Genomic DNA, 15,177 nt, shown 5'->3' on the forward strand with positions numbered 1-15,177 from the left:
GCCCTTAGAAAAGGTCGAAGTCGGGCTCTCGGCGGGGCCTATCCATGGTTTCCGGCAGGAAGCGGGAGCAGCGGGCCAAGTAGAGGGCCAAAGCGAGGCAAGCCAGTCCATAAGCCAGCTCGAAGCCGGAATAGCGCAGCCATTGCTCCTGGGTGACGAAGGCCCACTTCTCCGGGGCATAGAGGTTGGCCTCGGGCTCCCCAAGAAATAGGTCGTAGAGGGCCTTGAGGGAAACCACCGCGCCCCACAAGCAAAAAAAACCCGAGGCCAGGCGAGCCAGGCCTCGGATCTTGATCCTTTCGGTGATCGGCGCCAATCAGCGCTTGGAGTACTGGAAGCGTTTTCGGGCTTTGGGCTGGCCGCTCTTCTTGCGCTCGACCATGCGCGGGTCCCGGGTGAGATATCCCTGAACGCGCATGAGTTTGCGGCTCTTCTCGTCGAGTTTGGCCAAGGCCCTGGCGATGGCGTGGCGGACCGCGCCGGCCTGGCCGGTGATCCCGCCCCCGCCCACCTTGAGGACGTAGTCGAATTTTTTGGCGGACTCCACGGCTTCTATCGGGGCGAGCACGCTCTGCACCTGGTGATCCAGGCCGTGGAAATAGGCCTCAACGGGCTTGGCGTTGACCATGACCTTGCCCTCCCCGTTGGGGACAAGCCGTATCTGGGCCACGGAAGTCTTGCGGCGGCCGGTCGCCAAAATGTGCTGTGGATTCTTAGGACTCATGAGGACACCGCCTGGGAAGAGTGAAGGCCATGGGGCTGCTTGTCGCCCGGATAAATCCTGAGCCTGGTGAGCTGACGCCCGCTCAAGCGGTTCTTGCTGAGCATGCGCTTGACGGCGAGGTAAACGACCTTGCGGGGGTCCTTCGCCATCATCTGCTTGAAGGTCGTGACCTTGGCCCCGCCCGCGTAGCCCGAGTGGCTGAAATAGAACTTGTCCACGGCCTTCTGCCCCGTCAATCGGATGTGCGCCGCGTTGGTGATCACGACGTAGTCGCCGCAGTCCACGAAAGTCGTGTAGGTGGGCTTGTGCTTGCCGCGCAATAGATTGGCGGCCTCGGTGGCCATGCGGCCCAGGACACGCCCCTTGGCGTCTATGATGTGCCAGCGCCTATCGGCCCCGGCTTGTTCCGGCTTATGGATATACGTATTCTGTGACATGATGAAAGATGTTACCAATTTTTCGGCGGCGGTTCAAGCTAGAATTTATTGACGCGGCGAAGGCGGGCCGAAATTCGTTCAGCGACCGAACCCAGCCACAGAACGCGGGTGAATGCCCCTCCCGCGACGGCTCCCAACGCCAAGAAGGCGCCGGCGACAAGCGTCGTGGTCCAGGCCTCGGGAAAATAGAAAAGGTACCAAGCCGCGGCCAGGATACAGACGACGGTGGTAGCGCCCAGCCACGATGCGTCCCGGCGCAGAGCCGCGTTCACCTCGGCGATTCGCTCTCCCCAAAATCGAGCTAAATGCCATGGAGAGGGCACCCACTCCGGCCAGGAGCCCCCATCGAAATGCTCTTTTAGAACCGCCAGATGCTCGGCCCCGCGGTCGGCGTCGGCCGCGCGGACAAGTCGGTCGTAATAGGCGGAAAGGACCGCGGCCGGCTTGATCAGGCCAAGGCCACGATTCTCCTCCAGATTCTCGGCCGCCGCCTGGATCCGGTCCAAGTCCCTGTCGGCCTTAGCTTGGGCTCGCCTCTCAAGACGCTCGATCTTGTCCCGAAACATCTTGACCGACATCTCGAAATCCAAGAACTCTCTATTGCGCTGGTAGCGTAAATTGCCGGCCGAGATGTTCCGGCGGATCGCCTCCAGAAAAACATCAAGCTCGCTTCGGTAATAGCCGAATTTGAACTTCGTGTAAGGATCCAGGGGCGTTTTCGCGATCCGGTCGAGGCCGTCGTGGCGAATAGACGTTTTGAGATCCCGAAAGGCCTCGCCGGCATACACCAGGAACGCCCCGGGCTGGGGATGGGCCGCGGCCAGGCTCAGCCGCGGGCCGTATTTCTCCAACGACTGTAGGGCCCCAGGGGGGCTTGGCTGCGAGCAAGCTTCTCATCCACGTCCGGAAGAGATTGATAGTTGAGGATCAATTTACCCGAAACCCCCTCTGTTCCCATTTTCTCCAGATCCCGCGTCGGAGCCTCAGGAGGCTTCGAGGAAGCGGCCAACCCCGCCAAGAGTTCCTCGCCGATCTCCTTGAGAAGCCTATCGGCATTGGCCTCGTTTCTGCGTTTGAGTTCGGCAAGCTCCATATCCATCTGAGTCAGGACTTGCATGAACTCGGCCCTGATTGGACTCGCCTCCAGATAGGGCTGCCAACTCCTCAATTTATCCATGGATGATGCTAACGCAAGCCCGCTGACATCCTTATTCCGGAATCTCTCAATCTCGATCCGAACAAAACCCTCGGCCTCGGGAATCACCTGCTCGACCGCCGCGATGATCATCTCTTGCTTGCGCAAGTCGAGCTCGGCCTCGGGCGAGAACTCGGTGGGCTCGGGATTGCGCTGTAAAACGCTTGCCAGAACGCTGAATTTCACCTGATCCTTCTCATAATGGGGATTAAGACGGCTCAAGGCCAGAAGGGCCGGGGGCAGGGGAGCCTCCCGGTTGCGGGCCTCCCAGACGGGACGGGCGTGCACGATAGTCATGGCCAAGACTTGATGCGGGAGGTATTGAGGCTGCGTGGCCCAAGCCGTCGCAGCCGACAGGAAGAGAGCGAGCCAATAAGCCATCATTTAATAGTAGAGGACTGGAACGAATCCTTCAGGGGTCTTAAGCCCCAACCCGGCATAGGCCGAAAGGCTCACTCCCAATTATCCCCAAAACTTCGCCGCGAAGTTTTGGGGATAATTATTCCGCGGCTTCCTCGTCCTCGGGCGGGGGAGGAGCGGCCGGAGGGGCGCCTCCGGGATCAGGCTCGGCCGTGGAAAGGCCCAGGGGCGGCGGGGGAGGCCTATAAGAAGGCGCGCTCTGCGCGGGGGGCCTACGGTTGCCGCGAATTTCCCCCGAGGAAGTACGCCAAAAGGCCTCCTTGCCGGCCAGGACCCGGGCATACAGCTCCTCTCCGGCCTCGGTGAGAAGACCGCGGCCGTCGAACAGGAGCTTGCCCTGCATCGTCCTCTGTTGAAAAGCCCACTTCGCCTCCACATCCTTGGAGTCGAAATACGCCAAGGCATCCTGGGACTTTAGAAGAAGATAACGCTCGAAGCCCTCCTTGGTCAGGCGCAGGCCTGTCTGGGGGTTTGCGGCAAATCTGTAAGGCACGGCAAACCCCTGGGAGAGTTCCTTCTTCTTCCTTAAATAGGACACGGCTCCAGACGCCTCGGCGTTGCGTATGCGCAAAAGCACCGCCATCTCGCTCGGGCTCCACTGGTTGGCCTCTGGAGGCAGGATGCGCCTCTGCCACAGCTCGGCGAGGAGATTCTGCCTCTCCCGGACGCCCTCGGAAGGGCTCTCGGCCAGGCTCGGGGCCGGGGCGCGGTGGGGGGCGATCGGCTCACCGGACGCGGCAAGGGCGGTCAAAAGAACCGCTAAAAGCCAGGCTCGGGCCATCCGTCTATTTGCCGTTCTGAAGGATGCGCGGCCCGACCACGCCGACCTGGCTCTGGTATTTGCCCTTGCGGTCCGCGTAGCTCACCTGGCAGACCTCGTCGCTTTCCAGAAACAGGATCTGGGCGATGCCCTCCCCGGAGTAGACCTTGGCGGGCAGCGGCGTGGTGTTGGAGATTTCGATGGTGAGATACCCCGTCCAAGTGGGCTCCAGGGGCGTCACGTTCACGATGATGCCGCAGCGGGCGAAGGTGCTTTTGCCCAGGCAAATGGCCAAGACATTGCGCGGAACATTAAAATGCTCGACAGAACGGGCCAAAGCGAAGGAGTTGGGCGGCACCACGCAGAAGGGGCCTTTGTAGTCCACGAAGGCCTTGGGATCGAAGGCCTTGGGATCCACGACCGCGCCATAGACGTTCGTGAAGATCTTGTATTCGTCGGCCAGGCGGATGTCGTAGCCGTACGACGACAAGCCGTAGGAGATCTTGCCCTCCCCATCCTGCCGATCCACGAAGGGATCTATCATCTTGCGCTCCTGGCACATTTGGCGTATCCAACGGTCCGATTTCAGCATGGCGGCTCCTCCAGTATTTTCTCGGCGGCCCTGTGCCCGCTGGCCACCGCGCTCTCGATGGTGGCGGGGAGATTGGTGCGCGTCCAATCCCCGGCGAAATAAAAACCGGGCAGCGGCGAGAGCGCGTCAGGCCTGGCCTGTTCCGAGCCTGGCGTGGGCGAAAGGGTGGCGAAAGGCTCCTTGATCACTTTCCAGGATTGTATTCTAGCTTTTTCAAAACCGTGAAAACAGTGGCCCAGGTCCCTCCGGACCAAGGCGAGCAGGGCCTTGGGCTCCCAGGGCAGGTGGCGGTGGGCGCCGCTCAAGACCAAGGAAAGATACTGCCCCGCCTGGTCCCCCAGCCCGAGAATTTTCGTCTTATTGAACACCCACTGGACCTCGGTCCCTATCATGCCCAAAAACGGCTCCGCCAGCACCGGGCGGTCGAGCCAGAGCGAAATGCCGATGATGGGGGCGGGCTTGAGCCCCTGCCAGGGCCCGCGCAAAACCGCGGGAAGCTCCAATGCCTTGAGATCCCAGGAAGGCAAGGTCGAGACCACGGCGCGGGCCGAGAATTTCTCTCCGGACTCGGAGACGGCGCCGGCCGCGCGGCCCCCTTCCTCGATAAGACCGGATATCCTGCGCGAGAGAAGAACCTCCCCCCCGCGGGCCTCGAGGTAGGAGCGGGAAGCCCCCGTGTAAAGCTCGCTCAAGCCGACGCTCGAAAGGCCGAGCTTGGTTCCCTCGACGCCGCGAAAGAAAATCTCCCGGAGCACCTGGACAAACCCCAGGGCGGAGGCGCGCTCCGGATCCTCGTTCAAGGCCCCCAGGGCGATGGGGTCGAAAACGCGCTCCTGAAGGCGCGCGGAAAGCCCCAGGCCCGACATCCATTCGCGAACCGTGCGTCTCTCGACCTCCGCGGGAACGGCGCCGCGCAGTCTCGCCATGCCGCGCCCGAGGCGCCAAAGTCCGGCCTTGTCCCGCAGGGAGAGCCCGCGCAGGCCCAGGACTCCCCAGGCCAAATGCCAGGGGCTTGCCAGGAACGCGGGGCAGCGCAGGACGTCTCTTTCGGCCTCGACATCGACGAAATCCACGCGGACTTCGTTCGGAAAGCGCAAGAGGGCCTCGGAGCCGATCGTCCTCAAGAACTTGCGGGTGTGGCGGTAGCAGCCCATGAACAAATGCTGCCCGTTGTCCACGGGGTGCCCGGTCTTGGGATCGATGAAGGAATAGGCGCGCCCGCCCAGGTGGCCTTTCTTCTCGACCACCAGGACTTTTTTTCCGGCCTGCGCCAGGGCCGCGGCGCAGGAAAGCCCCGCGAAACCCCCGCCCAGGATCAGGGCATCAAACGCCATACAAGCCGCGGCAGTACAGCCAGGCCTTGAAAGCCAGCCCGAGCTTGCGCCACGGCGGCAGGGATGCCTTCTGGAAAAGCACCCTGAATCCGCCTCTTTCGATCTCCTCCAAAACTCCCTCGTAGACATGGGCCATCATTTCAGCGGCCAAAAGCCCGGGCCGGTCCCGAAAATCCACCCGGCCGCGCGCGCTCCGGTAGAAGTCCCTGGCCCTGCGGCATTCGAGAGCCATCAGGCGCTCGAACGCGGCGTCATGGGCCCGTCCGAGCAGGCGCTCCCGGCTGTAGCCGACCTCCCGCATGTCTTCCTCGGGAATGTAGACGCGGCCCAGTTCCAAGTCGGACCCGACGTCCCGAATGATGTTGGTGAGCTGGAAAGCGTAGCCGAAATCAAGCGCGAACCGGCTCATGTCCTCCCGCGAGGAATGACGGTAGCCAAAAATTTCCACGGCAAGCGCGCCCACCGAGCAGGCCACTCCCCGCATGTAGGACTTTAGCTCCTCGAAAGTCCCATAGGGCGCGGGCTCCACGTCCATCTCGCAGCCCCGGATCATTTCGAGGAAGGGCTCCTTGGGAAGTCTAAAGCGCTCCACGTGCGCCGCGAGCTCCAAGGAAACCGAATGAGTAGGCGTCCCGGCGTAGAGGCGCTCGATCTCCTCTCGCCAAAAACCGAGCAGGCGGAGGGCCTCGTCACTGCGAAGGCTGCCAGAGTCCACGACGTCGTCGATGAGGCGGCAATAGCGGTACACCGCCCTCAAGGCCTCTCTCTTGGCCTTGGGCAGAACCCAGAAGCCTACGGCGAAATTGGAGCCTTTCTCGGCAGGCGGGGCCATAGCCGGGCTCATGTCTTGAGGAGAGCCCGCGCGACCAGGGGGATCCAGTCCCATTTGGAAAGCGCCGGACGGGACGTGATGGTATCAAAGCCGGCGCGCTGGATCTTGCGCAATATCTCCCGGCCGCCGAGCCAAGTCAGGCGTATCTCCCAGGACAGGGGCCAGCCGAGCTCCCTCGAAAGGCCGCGGCCTTCCTCGAAAAGAGCCCTGGTGCGCCCAATCTGGAACTTCATGAGGCCGCGGAAGCGCTCGTTGACCACACCCATGCGCAGGTCGGCCTCCGAATACCCGAAGGCCTTGAAATCCTCCTCGGGGATGTAAATCCTGTCCTTGCGCAGGTCCACGGAGAGATCCTGCCAGAAATTGGCGAGCTGGAGAGCGGTGCAGATGGAGTCGGAGGCCTTGAAGAAGTCATCGCGGCGGTATCCGTTGATCATGAGCACGATCCGGCCCACGGGGTTGGCCGAGCGGCGGCAATAATCCAGGAGCTCGGCGAAGGTGGCGTAGCGCTTCTTCTCGACGTCCTGGAGAAACGCGCTCAAGAGGTCGTCAAACGGCTCCACGGGAAGATCGAGGGTCCTGGCGCAGTGGCCCAAGGCGATGAAGACCGGATGGTCGGTGCTGCCGCCGAGCCAGGCCTCGTGCAGGCGGCGGCGCCAGTCCGAGAGGCGTTCTTGGCGCTCGCCCTCGTATTCTGGCTCGTCGGCGAAATCGTCGGCGATCCGAGCGAAGGAGTAGAGGGCCGCGGTGGGCCGCCGCAAGGCCTTGGGCAAGAGACGCGAGGCCACGGGAAAATTCTCATAATGCGAGGCGGCAAGGTTCTGGCAGAAGGCATAGGCCGCGGCGACGCTGGGAGCCTTCAACCGGGCCTCGCATGTCCTCTTGGTGTTCATCGCGCCCGCTTGCCGACTCCGATGCGGGTCCTGCGGCTGCGGATGCGGGGAAGCGCCCGAGCCGGGGCGTCCGACCATTCGAACTCGAAGCCCCCGCAGCGCACGCTGTCGCCTTCTTGGATGCCGGCCTTTCGCAGGGCCTTGTCCACGCCGATGCGCTTGAGCGTACCTTGAAAGCGCGCCACGGCCTCGGGAAGGCTCGCGTCGAGCATGGCCGCGGTTCGCTCCACGTAGGCCCCGGAAAGCTGGTAGACTCCCCCGCCCAAGGGCCTGACCCGGAAGCCGGCCTCCACACTCAAGGAACGGGAGGCTTCAAGCCTCGGCTCGAGGGATTCGCCACGGGGATGGCGCGAGAGCTCGAGGATCAAGCGGTCGAGCAAAACGTCCACCCCTTGGCCGGTGGCCGCGGAAATGCCCAAGACCCGGCCCCGATAGCGGGAGCGGACTCTCTTGAGGACGGCCTGAGCCTCGGGAAGATCCATTTTATTTACGACCAATATCTTCGGCTTCCGGGAAAGCCTGGAACTGAAAGCCTTGAGCTCCGCCTCGATGGCCTCGATTCCCTCGAGGGCGTCGCGCGCGTCGTAGCCCTGGGGATCGATCAAATGGACCAGCACTCGAGTGCGCTCGACGTGGCGCAGGAAATCCACGCCCAGCCCCTTGCCAGAGTGGGCGCCCTCGATCAAGCCGGGGATATCGGCGACCACGAAATGGACGGCCTTGTGGGAGGCCACCCCTAGTTGGGGGGCGAGGGTCGTAAAGGGGTAATCGGCGATCTTGGGGCGGGCCCTTGAGATGCGGGAAAGGAGGCTCGATTTTCCGGCGTTCGGGAAACCCGTCAGCCCCACGTCGGCCAGGAGCTTGAGCTCGAGGTCCAAGGTCGCGCGCTCGCCCGGCTCCCCCTTCTCGTAGAGGCGGGGTGCCGTATTGAAGCGGGTTTTGAAGGAGAGGTTGCCCCGCCCGCCCCTTCCGCCTCGCGCGGCGAGAAAGCGCTGGCCGGGCCGGGAAAGGTCCGCCAACAGGACCGTCTTATAGACGATCGTGCCGACCGGGACCTGGATCACGACGTCGACGCCGGACTCGCCGGTTTTGCCCCCGCCCTTGCCGTGGGAACCCGAGCGGCCCTCGATGTGCGGGCGGTGGGCCAAGTCGAGGAGAGTGGTCAGGCGGGTAGTGGCCTCCAAATAAACATCCCCGCCTTTCCCGCCGTCGGCCCCGTCCGGGCCGCCGAACTGGATGAACTTCTCCCTATGGAAGGAAAGACAGCCGTTGCCCCCATCGCCCGCCTTGATGAAAACGCGGACTTTATCGATGAAGTTCAAGCAAGGGGGCGGGTTCGGCTAAGCGGCCGCGGGATAAATGCTGATGCGCTTCTTATCCTTGCGTGCCCACTCGAAGGTCACGACGCCGGAGGCCTTGGCGAAAAGCGTGTCGTCCTTGGCGCGTCCGACGTTGAGGCCCGGCAGGAATTTCGTGCCACGCTGGCGCACGATCACCATGCCGGCGAGGACCTTCTGCCCCCCGTAGCGCTTGACTCCGAGTCGCTGCCCGTGGCTGTCTCGGCCGTTGCTGGAAGAACCTTGAGCTTTTGTGTGTGCCATGGCTAGTTGAGGGAAATGGACTTAATAAGGATATCGGTCAGGCTCTGGCGATGACCCTGCAGCTTACGGTACGCCTTCTTGGGCCGCCTCTTAAATACCAGTATCTTCGGGCCGCGCTTTTGGCGCACGACCTCCGCGGTGACTCGCGCCTTCTGGGAAATCGCGGGATCCTTGCCCTGCTCCGGGTCGGCCACCGCCCATAACGCGTCAAAGGCGAGCTCCTTGCCCGCCTCGGCCTCGATCTTTTCCACCTGGATGGTCTTGCCGGGAGTCACCCAGTACTGCCTTCCGCCTGTTTCGATGATAGCGTACATGAGCCTAAGATAGCAAATTGAGGTGAAAAATGCAAATCAATGACCGGGGAGCCCTCCAAAAAGGCTCCCTGGTGATGTAGGTCCTAAGTCCCATATTGATGTAGGACTTAAGGGTAATTGTCGTTGCCTCTCAAAAACAATTTCTCAACCATTTAATGTTATTAGTTATTATTTATTATATATTTTGTGTCATATTTAAGCTCTTACTGTCTTTAATTCAGCCCCACGGATTTTTCGACGGGAAATTTGACAAAAGAATCGAAGGCTGTTACACTACTAGCTGCGAAGGAGCGAGTCCTTCCATAATTGAACGCAGGCGGGAGAGTCACAGTGAAATCAAAATCAACCGACACGGCCACCATCCACCGGAAGCTGCCCAAAATCAGCGTGACCGAGAACCAGGCCAAGGTCATCAAGGATAAATACCTTCGCGACGCGCCGAGCATCGAGACCTGGCTGGACGGAGTGGCCCACAACATCGCCCTGGCGGAAATCCTATTCCACTCAGACGCCGAGAAGTGGGGCGTTTTCGAGGGCGTCGACCACAAAGTCCACGTTGCCGCCGGCCAAGCCGCGGCAGCCCCGTCGCGCATGATCCTTTTCCACGAGGGCAGCTCCGAATCCGGGCAGCGCGAGGCCAATTTCCTGCGCCTGGTCAAGAACCTCGAGACGGTCTATTCCAAAGTGCCGGAGGCCCGCAAACTCGCCGATGCCGCCGGCGCCAAGTTCTTCGAGATGCTCTCCAATTGGGACTTCCTGCCCAACTCCCCCACCTTAATGAACGCGGGCCGGGAGCTGCAGCAGCTTTCCGCCTGCTACGTCCTGCCCGTGCCGGACTCCATGGAGGCGATCACCAAGGCCCTCTCGGCCCAGTCCCTGATCCAGAAATCCGGGGGAGGGACGGGTTTCGCCTTCAGCCGTCTGCGCCCGAAAGGCGACATCGTCAAGAAAACCCAGGGCGTGGCCTCCGGCGCCGTCTCCTTCATGCAGATCTTCGACAAGCTGACCGACGTGGTCAAGCAGGGCGGAACCAGGCGCGGGGCTAACATGGGCATCCTCCACTATACCCATCCAGAGATCAAGGAGTTCATCACCATGAAGTCCCAGCCGGGAGTCATGGAGAATTTCAATGTATCGGTCGCGGTGGATGAAAAATTCATGAAGGCCGTGGCCGCCGACGCCGAGTACGACCTCGTCAACCCCCACAGCAAGGAGCCGATGGGCAAGGCGCGCGCCAAGGAGATTTTCGACCTCATGGTGGACTACGCCTGGAAGACCGGAGACCCCGGCTTCATCGTGATCGACCGCATCAACAACTCTGGCTCCAACCCCACACCCGCTATCGGGCAAATCGAGAGCACCAATCCCTGCGGCGAGCAGCCGCTGCTTCCTTGGGAGCCCTGCAACCTGGGCTCCATCAACCTCGCGAACTTCGTGGAAGGCGAGCTCATGAGGGGAAAGTTCAATTTCAAGCGCCTGGCCGCCACGGTGCACACGGCCGTGCGCTTCCTCGATGACGTGATAGAGGTCAACAACTACCCCCTGCCGGAGATCGAGCAGTTGGCCAAGGGCAACCGCCGCATCGGGCTCGGGGTCATGGGCTACGCAGAGGCCCTGGTCAAGATGGGGATCGCCTTCGACTCTCCGGCGTCCCTCGACTTCGCGACCAAGCTCATGCGCTTCATCAACGACACGGCCATGGCCGCCTCGGAGGCCCTGGCCAAGGACCGCGGGACTTTCCCCAATTGGAAGAACTCGATCTACGACCCAGAGAGCATCCACTACCGCAACGAAAACCGCGCCCCGCGCCACTGCGCGCGCACGACCATCGCGCCCACCGGCACGATCGCCATCGCTGCCGGGCTCCAGGGAAGCGGCATCGAGCCGTTCTTCGCCATCGCCTACACTCGCTACAACGCCAAGGCCTTGGACGCCATCAAGAAGGGCGAGACCCCGGCGCCCCAGGACGTGTTCTTCGAGGTCAACCCTCTCTTTAAGGAAGTGGCCGAGCGCAACAACTTCTTTGGGCTGGCAGAGGGTGAGCTTTGGAACCGCATAAACGAGAATCACAAGGCCGTGCGGGGCATCCCCGAGATCCCCGCTCCCATCCAAAAGCTCTTCGCCACGGCCCACGACGTGTCCGTGGACTTCCACGTCAAGATCCAGGCAGCTTTCCAAGAGCACACCGACAACGGAGTCTCCAAGACCATCAACCTGCCCAACTCGGCCACGGCCGAGGACGTGCGAAGCGCCTACCTCATGGCCTACAAGCTCGGCTGCAAGGGGATCACCATTTACCGCGACGGCTCCAAGACCCAGCAGGTCTTGAACCTCGCATCCACCCCGACCAAGAGCCGGCGGCGGGACCTCTCGCAGACTTTCGGGGTCTCCTCCGAGTACTACTTCATCAAGACCGGCTACGGCCCCCTCCACATCCACATCAACTACGATGAGCGCGGGCCTTACCAGGTCTTCACGAACATCCCGCCGCTGGGGACCGAGATCGCGGCCTTGACCTCTCTGGTCGGCATCCTCCTCTCCAAGTACCTGGCGGAGGGAGGCGACCCCTTGAGGATCCTCAAGCACCTGAACTCGGTCAAGGGAGACAAGACCATCGGCTTCGGGGACAGCCGGGTCAACTCCATCGCCCACGCGATCTCGATTGCTCTGCGCCAGCACTTGAAGAAGACCGGCTGGCTCACCGAATCCGAGGACGCGGCCCAGCAGAAGGACAGCTCGGAGATGGCGGCCCTGCCTCTGGCGGAGTTCTGCCCCAAGTGCTATTCCTCCAACGTGGCCCACGAGTCGGGCTGCTCAGGCCCCACCTGCCACGACTGCGGCTATTCGGAGTGCTCGTAAGGCCGCTTTCGATAGGGAATTCATAAAAAGAGCCGCCGCCCCAAAAAGGCGGCGGCTCTTTTTCTACTTTCCGATGTGATTTGGGTCACAATGTCATTTCCTTGATTTTACCTCTTAAACGACCTATACTTGCCGAGAGGCCGAGAATCGCTCTCCAACAACCGCCATGAGCCACTGCAAGCGCGGCATGACTTTGGTCGAAATTCTGGTGGCCATCAGTATTTTGACCGTCGGAGTGATCGGCTTCATGGGCGCCTTCAAGTACATCAGCAAGTCCATCCACCTTTCCCGGACCACGACCTTGGCGAGCAACCTCGCCCAGGAGAAGGTGGAGACCCTGAAGAACCTCAGCTATTACAAGCTTCTCATCTCCACGTCCTCGAGCGTGGACACTGACTTCAGCCCGGGCCTCACCTACGACAATTCGAACTACCCTCCAGAGACGATCTCGATCGGTGGGATCACCTTCACCCGCTACACCTACGTAGCCCTGGCCCAAATAGACAGCGACATCATCTCGACGGTCACCTACACCTACCCGGACACGGGGATGAAGCAGATCACGGTGCACGTCAAATGGAGGGAAGGGGCCGTCAACAAGAAAGTTTACCTCACCAACCTCCTAGAGAATCCCAATGTCAGCCCCTTGGACACCAGCATCTCGGGAACCATCAGCAAAACGGGAGGCGGAGCCCTCGCCGGAGCCGTGGTCCGCGCCGAGCAAAATCCCGACTACAACGCCGTGTCCGATGCCTCGGGAGGCTATTCCTTCCAAGTCTACCACGGCTCCTACACGGTGAGGGCCTCATCGGCGGGGTACTACGACGCGGTCTCGCCCCAGGTTTACGCCGCGCGGGGGACCCCGGCCTCGGCCAGCCTCACCCTCACGGCCATCGGCACCGGAACCGTGGCCGGCAACGCCTGGATCAGCTCCAACGTGGTGATAAGCCAGATAGTGGCCGGAACCAACACCGTGGTCGGCGACGGCTCGACTCAGGGGGTCGAGTACGTGGAGCTCTTCAACCCCACGACCCACTCCATCAACATCGGCTCGGGCGCCAGCTACAACCTCTACGTCGGCTACAAACGGCACGCGGCCGACGGGGGCAGTAACTTTTGCGGGACCGATGAGCCGATGACCTTTGTCTCGACGTATGTCGCCTCGGGAAAGTATTACCTCATCGCCAACGCGACCTCCTTCTACGTCGCGGGAGTCCAGGTCGCGGCCGACGCATATTGGGACAGCAGTCTCTACGACGACCGCATCAGGAGCGCGCAGAGCGGCTGCCTTTACCTGACGCTCGACTGCAGCGATTCGGCAAGCCGCATCGACTCGGTGGGCTGGACCAACAACGGGGGCTCCTCCCCTCCCTCCGACTGCACCGAGGGGACAGCCATCAGCCTGGCGGGCCAGGGGGGCCTGGCCACCGCAAATCAACTGGTGCGCATCTCGAGCCCTCTTCTGGTGAGCGACGACTACGGCAAGGCCTACGACTCCAACAACAACCTCACCGACTTCCTATACCCCTACGCAGGATTCTCCGGCATCAGCTATCGGCCCTACACCATGTCGAACTCCTCGCAAACCGTCATCTCCGGCATTCCCGCGGTCGGGGCCTCGATCGCGGCCAGCGACCCCTACTCGGGCTCGGCCATCGCCACGGCCGCCTACGTTTCGAGCGGCACCTTGAGCATCCTCTACGCCCCCTTCAGCTTCGTGGGAGTCACCACCGGGACCTGGAACGTGGTCATCGCCAGCGGCAGCTTCTACGCCGACGTCGCCACCGTGACCGTCGTCCAGAACAGCACCACGAGCATCCCGAACGCCGCCACCGTCAACCCCTGGCGGGTGAGCAACGTCTACGCCGTCATGATGGACACTTCGAGCTTGAATGGTTTCGTGAGGGGGCTTGTCACCGACGTCAACAACAATAAGCTCAGCGGCATCCAGGTCCTGGCCGGCGGGGTGACCAAGACCACTGGCGCCAACGGAACCTATTTCGCCTCGGTAGCAAGCGGCACCGTCATCGTCATCGCCAATCCCAACAATACCGACCCGGCCTACGTCCAGGTGATCGCCATGCCGACGGTCAACACCGGGCAAATCACGGACCAGGACTTCATCCTCACCAAGGGCGGGGCTTTGCAGGGCTACCTCACCTCAGGAACTTCGCCGCTCCCCAATTTCGTGGTCACGGCCAACATCTCGGGCAGCCAGTACGGCTCCGGGACGTCCAACACCTCGGGATACTTCACCATCCGCAACCTTTCCACGGCCACCTACACGGTCCAGCCGGTCCTGGAGGCGGGCCAGGACTCCAGCCCCAACACCATCACGGCCACGGTGAGCTCCACGGCCACGGTGTTCATAGGGACGTTCACCGTCTCCGGGGCCTTCGGAAATATCATCGGCTCGGTGACGGTGAACGGCTCGATTCTCACCTCGGGCTCGCTCGTCCTGGCCTCGACTGCGGCCCTGGCGAGCTCTCCGCCGCCCATCGTCGCCTCCTCGGCCCCGGCCCAAGCCCCGGTTTACGCGGTCTCGAGCCTGGCCGATGGGACCTTCGAGCTGCCGGTGCGCGGCAACTCCACGTATTTTCTGAGCGTGTACGTCCCCGTGGTGGCCACCAACGGAACTACCGTTACCATCACCACCAAGACCTACTCCACTATTTTCGTCAGCCCCAGCGCCGACAAGACCCAGAACATCTCCGTGCCATGAGAATGATGAGAGCCAGTCGCGGCTATACCTTGACCGAGCTCATGATGGTCGTGGGCATCGTGGGAATCGTGGCCAGCACCGGCCCGACCTTGATGACCAAGCTCGAGGATTTCTACCTCATGAGCACGGCCCGCAGCGAGATCCAGCGCGACGCCCGAGCCAGTCTCGATACCATCAACCGGTATCTGCGCCAGGCCGTCAACGGCACGATCGTGATCGACGCCGACTCAAGCCAGGGACCGTACTCGCGCATTCGCTTTAAGCACGTGGACGGGCGCTACATGGAGTTCCGGCAGAGCGGCAACCAGCTGATACAGGTGATAGACTCCAATTCGTCGGTGATCAGCAAGAATCTAACCTACATCGCCTTCAGTTTCCCGAGAACCGACGACCCCACCATCATCAGCGTCTCATTGACCATGAGCAAGGCCATCCAGCTCAGCCGCACCAAGGTCCTGGAGCTAACCATCGAAAAGGTCCGGGTGATGAATTGA

Annotated in this window: 16 protein-coding genes; 3 read left to right on the forward strand and 13 right to left on the reverse strand. The window is 61.9% G+C overall.

Going from position 1 to position 15,177, the window contains the following annotated elements; genetic code table 11:
- Positions 1-4: 4 nt before the first annotated feature.
- The 13 genes from HY921_11205 to rplU form a co-directional block, all read right to left on the reverse strand.
- Positions 5-316, reverse strand: coding sequence for a hypothetical protein (locus HY921_11205; GenBank protein MBI5631438.1), 312 nt, complete (start codon positions 314-316; stop codon positions 5-7).
- Positions 317-724 (reverse strand): 30S ribosomal protein S9, encoded by a 408-nt coding sequence (gene rpsI, locus HY921_11210; GenBank protein MBI5631439.1) that lies wholly within the window; start codon positions 722-724, stop codon positions 317-319.
- Entirely contained in the window at positions 721-1,161 is a 441-nt protein-coding gene (gene rplM, locus HY921_11215; GenBank protein MBI5631440.1) for a 50S ribosomal protein L13, read from the reverse strand. The genes rpsI and rplM overlap by 4 nt, the downstream gene beginning before the upstream one ends.
- 38 nt (positions 1,162-1,199) lie before the next feature.
- Positions 1,200-2,012 carry a hypothetical protein gene (locus HY921_11220; protein MBI5631441.1) on the reverse strand — a complete coding sequence of 271 codons (813 nt, stop codon included), beginning with the start codon at positions 2,010-2,012 and terminating at the stop codon, positions 1,200-1,202.
- Complete coding sequence (locus HY921_11225) at positions 1,988-2,740, reverse strand: hypothetical protein (protein ID MBI5631442.1); 753 nt, start codon at positions 2,738-2,740, stop codon at positions 1,988-1,990. The genes HY921_11220 and HY921_11225 overlap by 25 nt, the downstream gene beginning before the upstream one ends.
- Before the next feature lie 115 nt (positions 2,741-2,855).
- Complete coding sequence (locus tag HY921_11230) at positions 2,856-3,557, reverse strand: hypothetical protein (protein MBI5631443.1); 702 nt, start codon at positions 3,555-3,557, stop codon at positions 2,856-2,858.
- A 4-nt stretch (positions 3,558-3,561) separates the two neighbouring features.
- Positions 3,562-4,128: a dCTP deaminase gene (locus HY921_11235; GenBank protein ID MBI5631444.1), complete on the reverse strand. Its 567-nt coding sequence runs from the start codon at positions 4,126-4,128 to the stop codon at positions 3,562-3,564.
- Positions 4,122-5,462, reverse strand: a complete 1,341-nt coding sequence (locus tag HY921_11240) for an FAD-dependent oxidoreductase (GenBank protein ID MBI5631445.1) — start codon at positions 5,460-5,462, stop codon at positions 4,122-4,124. The genes HY921_11235 and HY921_11240 overlap by 7 nt, the downstream gene beginning before the upstream one ends.
- Positions 5,452-6,306, reverse strand: coding sequence for a squalene/phytoene synthase family protein (locus HY921_11245; protein MBI5631446.1), 855 nt, complete (start codon positions 6,304-6,306; stop codon positions 5,452-5,454). The genes HY921_11240 and HY921_11245 overlap by 11 nt, the downstream gene beginning before the upstream one ends.
- Positions 6,303-7,187, reverse strand: coding sequence for a squalene synthase HpnC (gene hpnC / locus HY921_11250; GenBank protein ID MBI5631447.1), 885 nt, complete (start codon positions 7,185-7,187; stop codon positions 6,303-6,305). Before hpnC ends, HY921_11245 begins: the two co-directional genes overlap by 4 nt.
- Positions 7,184-8,509: a GTPase ObgE gene (gene obgE, locus HY921_11255; protein MBI5631448.1), complete on the reverse strand. Its 1,326-nt coding sequence runs from the start codon at positions 8,507-8,509 to the stop codon at positions 7,184-7,186. Before obgE ends, hpnC begins: the two co-directional genes overlap by 4 nt.
- Positions 8,510-8,527: 18 nt before the next feature.
- Entirely contained in the window at positions 8,528-8,788 is a 261-nt protein-coding gene (rpmA, locus tag HY921_11260) for a 50S ribosomal protein L27 (GenBank protein MBI5631449.1), read from the reverse strand.
- Positions 8,789-8,790: 2 nt separating this feature from the next.
- Positions 8,791-9,102 carry a 50S ribosomal protein L21 gene (gene rplU, locus HY921_11265; GenBank protein ID MBI5631450.1) on the reverse strand — a complete coding sequence of 104 codons (312 nt, stop codon included), beginning with the start codon at positions 9,100-9,102 and terminating at the stop codon, positions 8,791-8,793.
- A 330-nt stretch (positions 9,103-9,432) separates the two neighbouring features.
- Between rplU and HY921_11270 the strand changes: the two genes are divergently transcribed.
- The 3 genes from HY921_11270 to HY921_11280 all read left to right on the forward strand — a co-directional run bounded on the left by HY921_11270 (position 9,433) and on the right by HY921_11280 (position 15,177).
- Positions 9,433-11,961 (forward strand): adenosylcobalamin-dependent ribonucleoside-diphosphate reductase, encoded by a 2,529-nt coding sequence (locus tag HY921_11270; protein MBI5631451.1) that lies wholly within the window; start codon positions 9,433-9,435, stop codon positions 11,959-11,961.
- A 166-nt stretch (positions 11,962-12,127) separates the two neighbouring features.
- Entirely contained in the window at positions 12,128-14,683 is a 2,556-nt protein-coding gene (locus HY921_11275) for a carboxypeptidase regulatory-like domain-containing protein (GenBank protein ID MBI5631452.1), read from the forward strand.
- Positions 14,680-15,177, forward strand: a complete 498-nt coding sequence (locus HY921_11280) for a type II secretion system protein (protein MBI5631453.1) — start codon at positions 14,680-14,682, stop codon at positions 15,175-15,177. The genes HY921_11275 and HY921_11280 overlap by 4 nt, the downstream gene beginning before the upstream one ends.

Source organism: Elusimicrobiota bacterium, from assembly GCA_016218575.1.
GTDB lineage: Bacteria > Elusimicrobiota > Elusimicrobia > UBA1565 > UBA9628 > JACRDN01.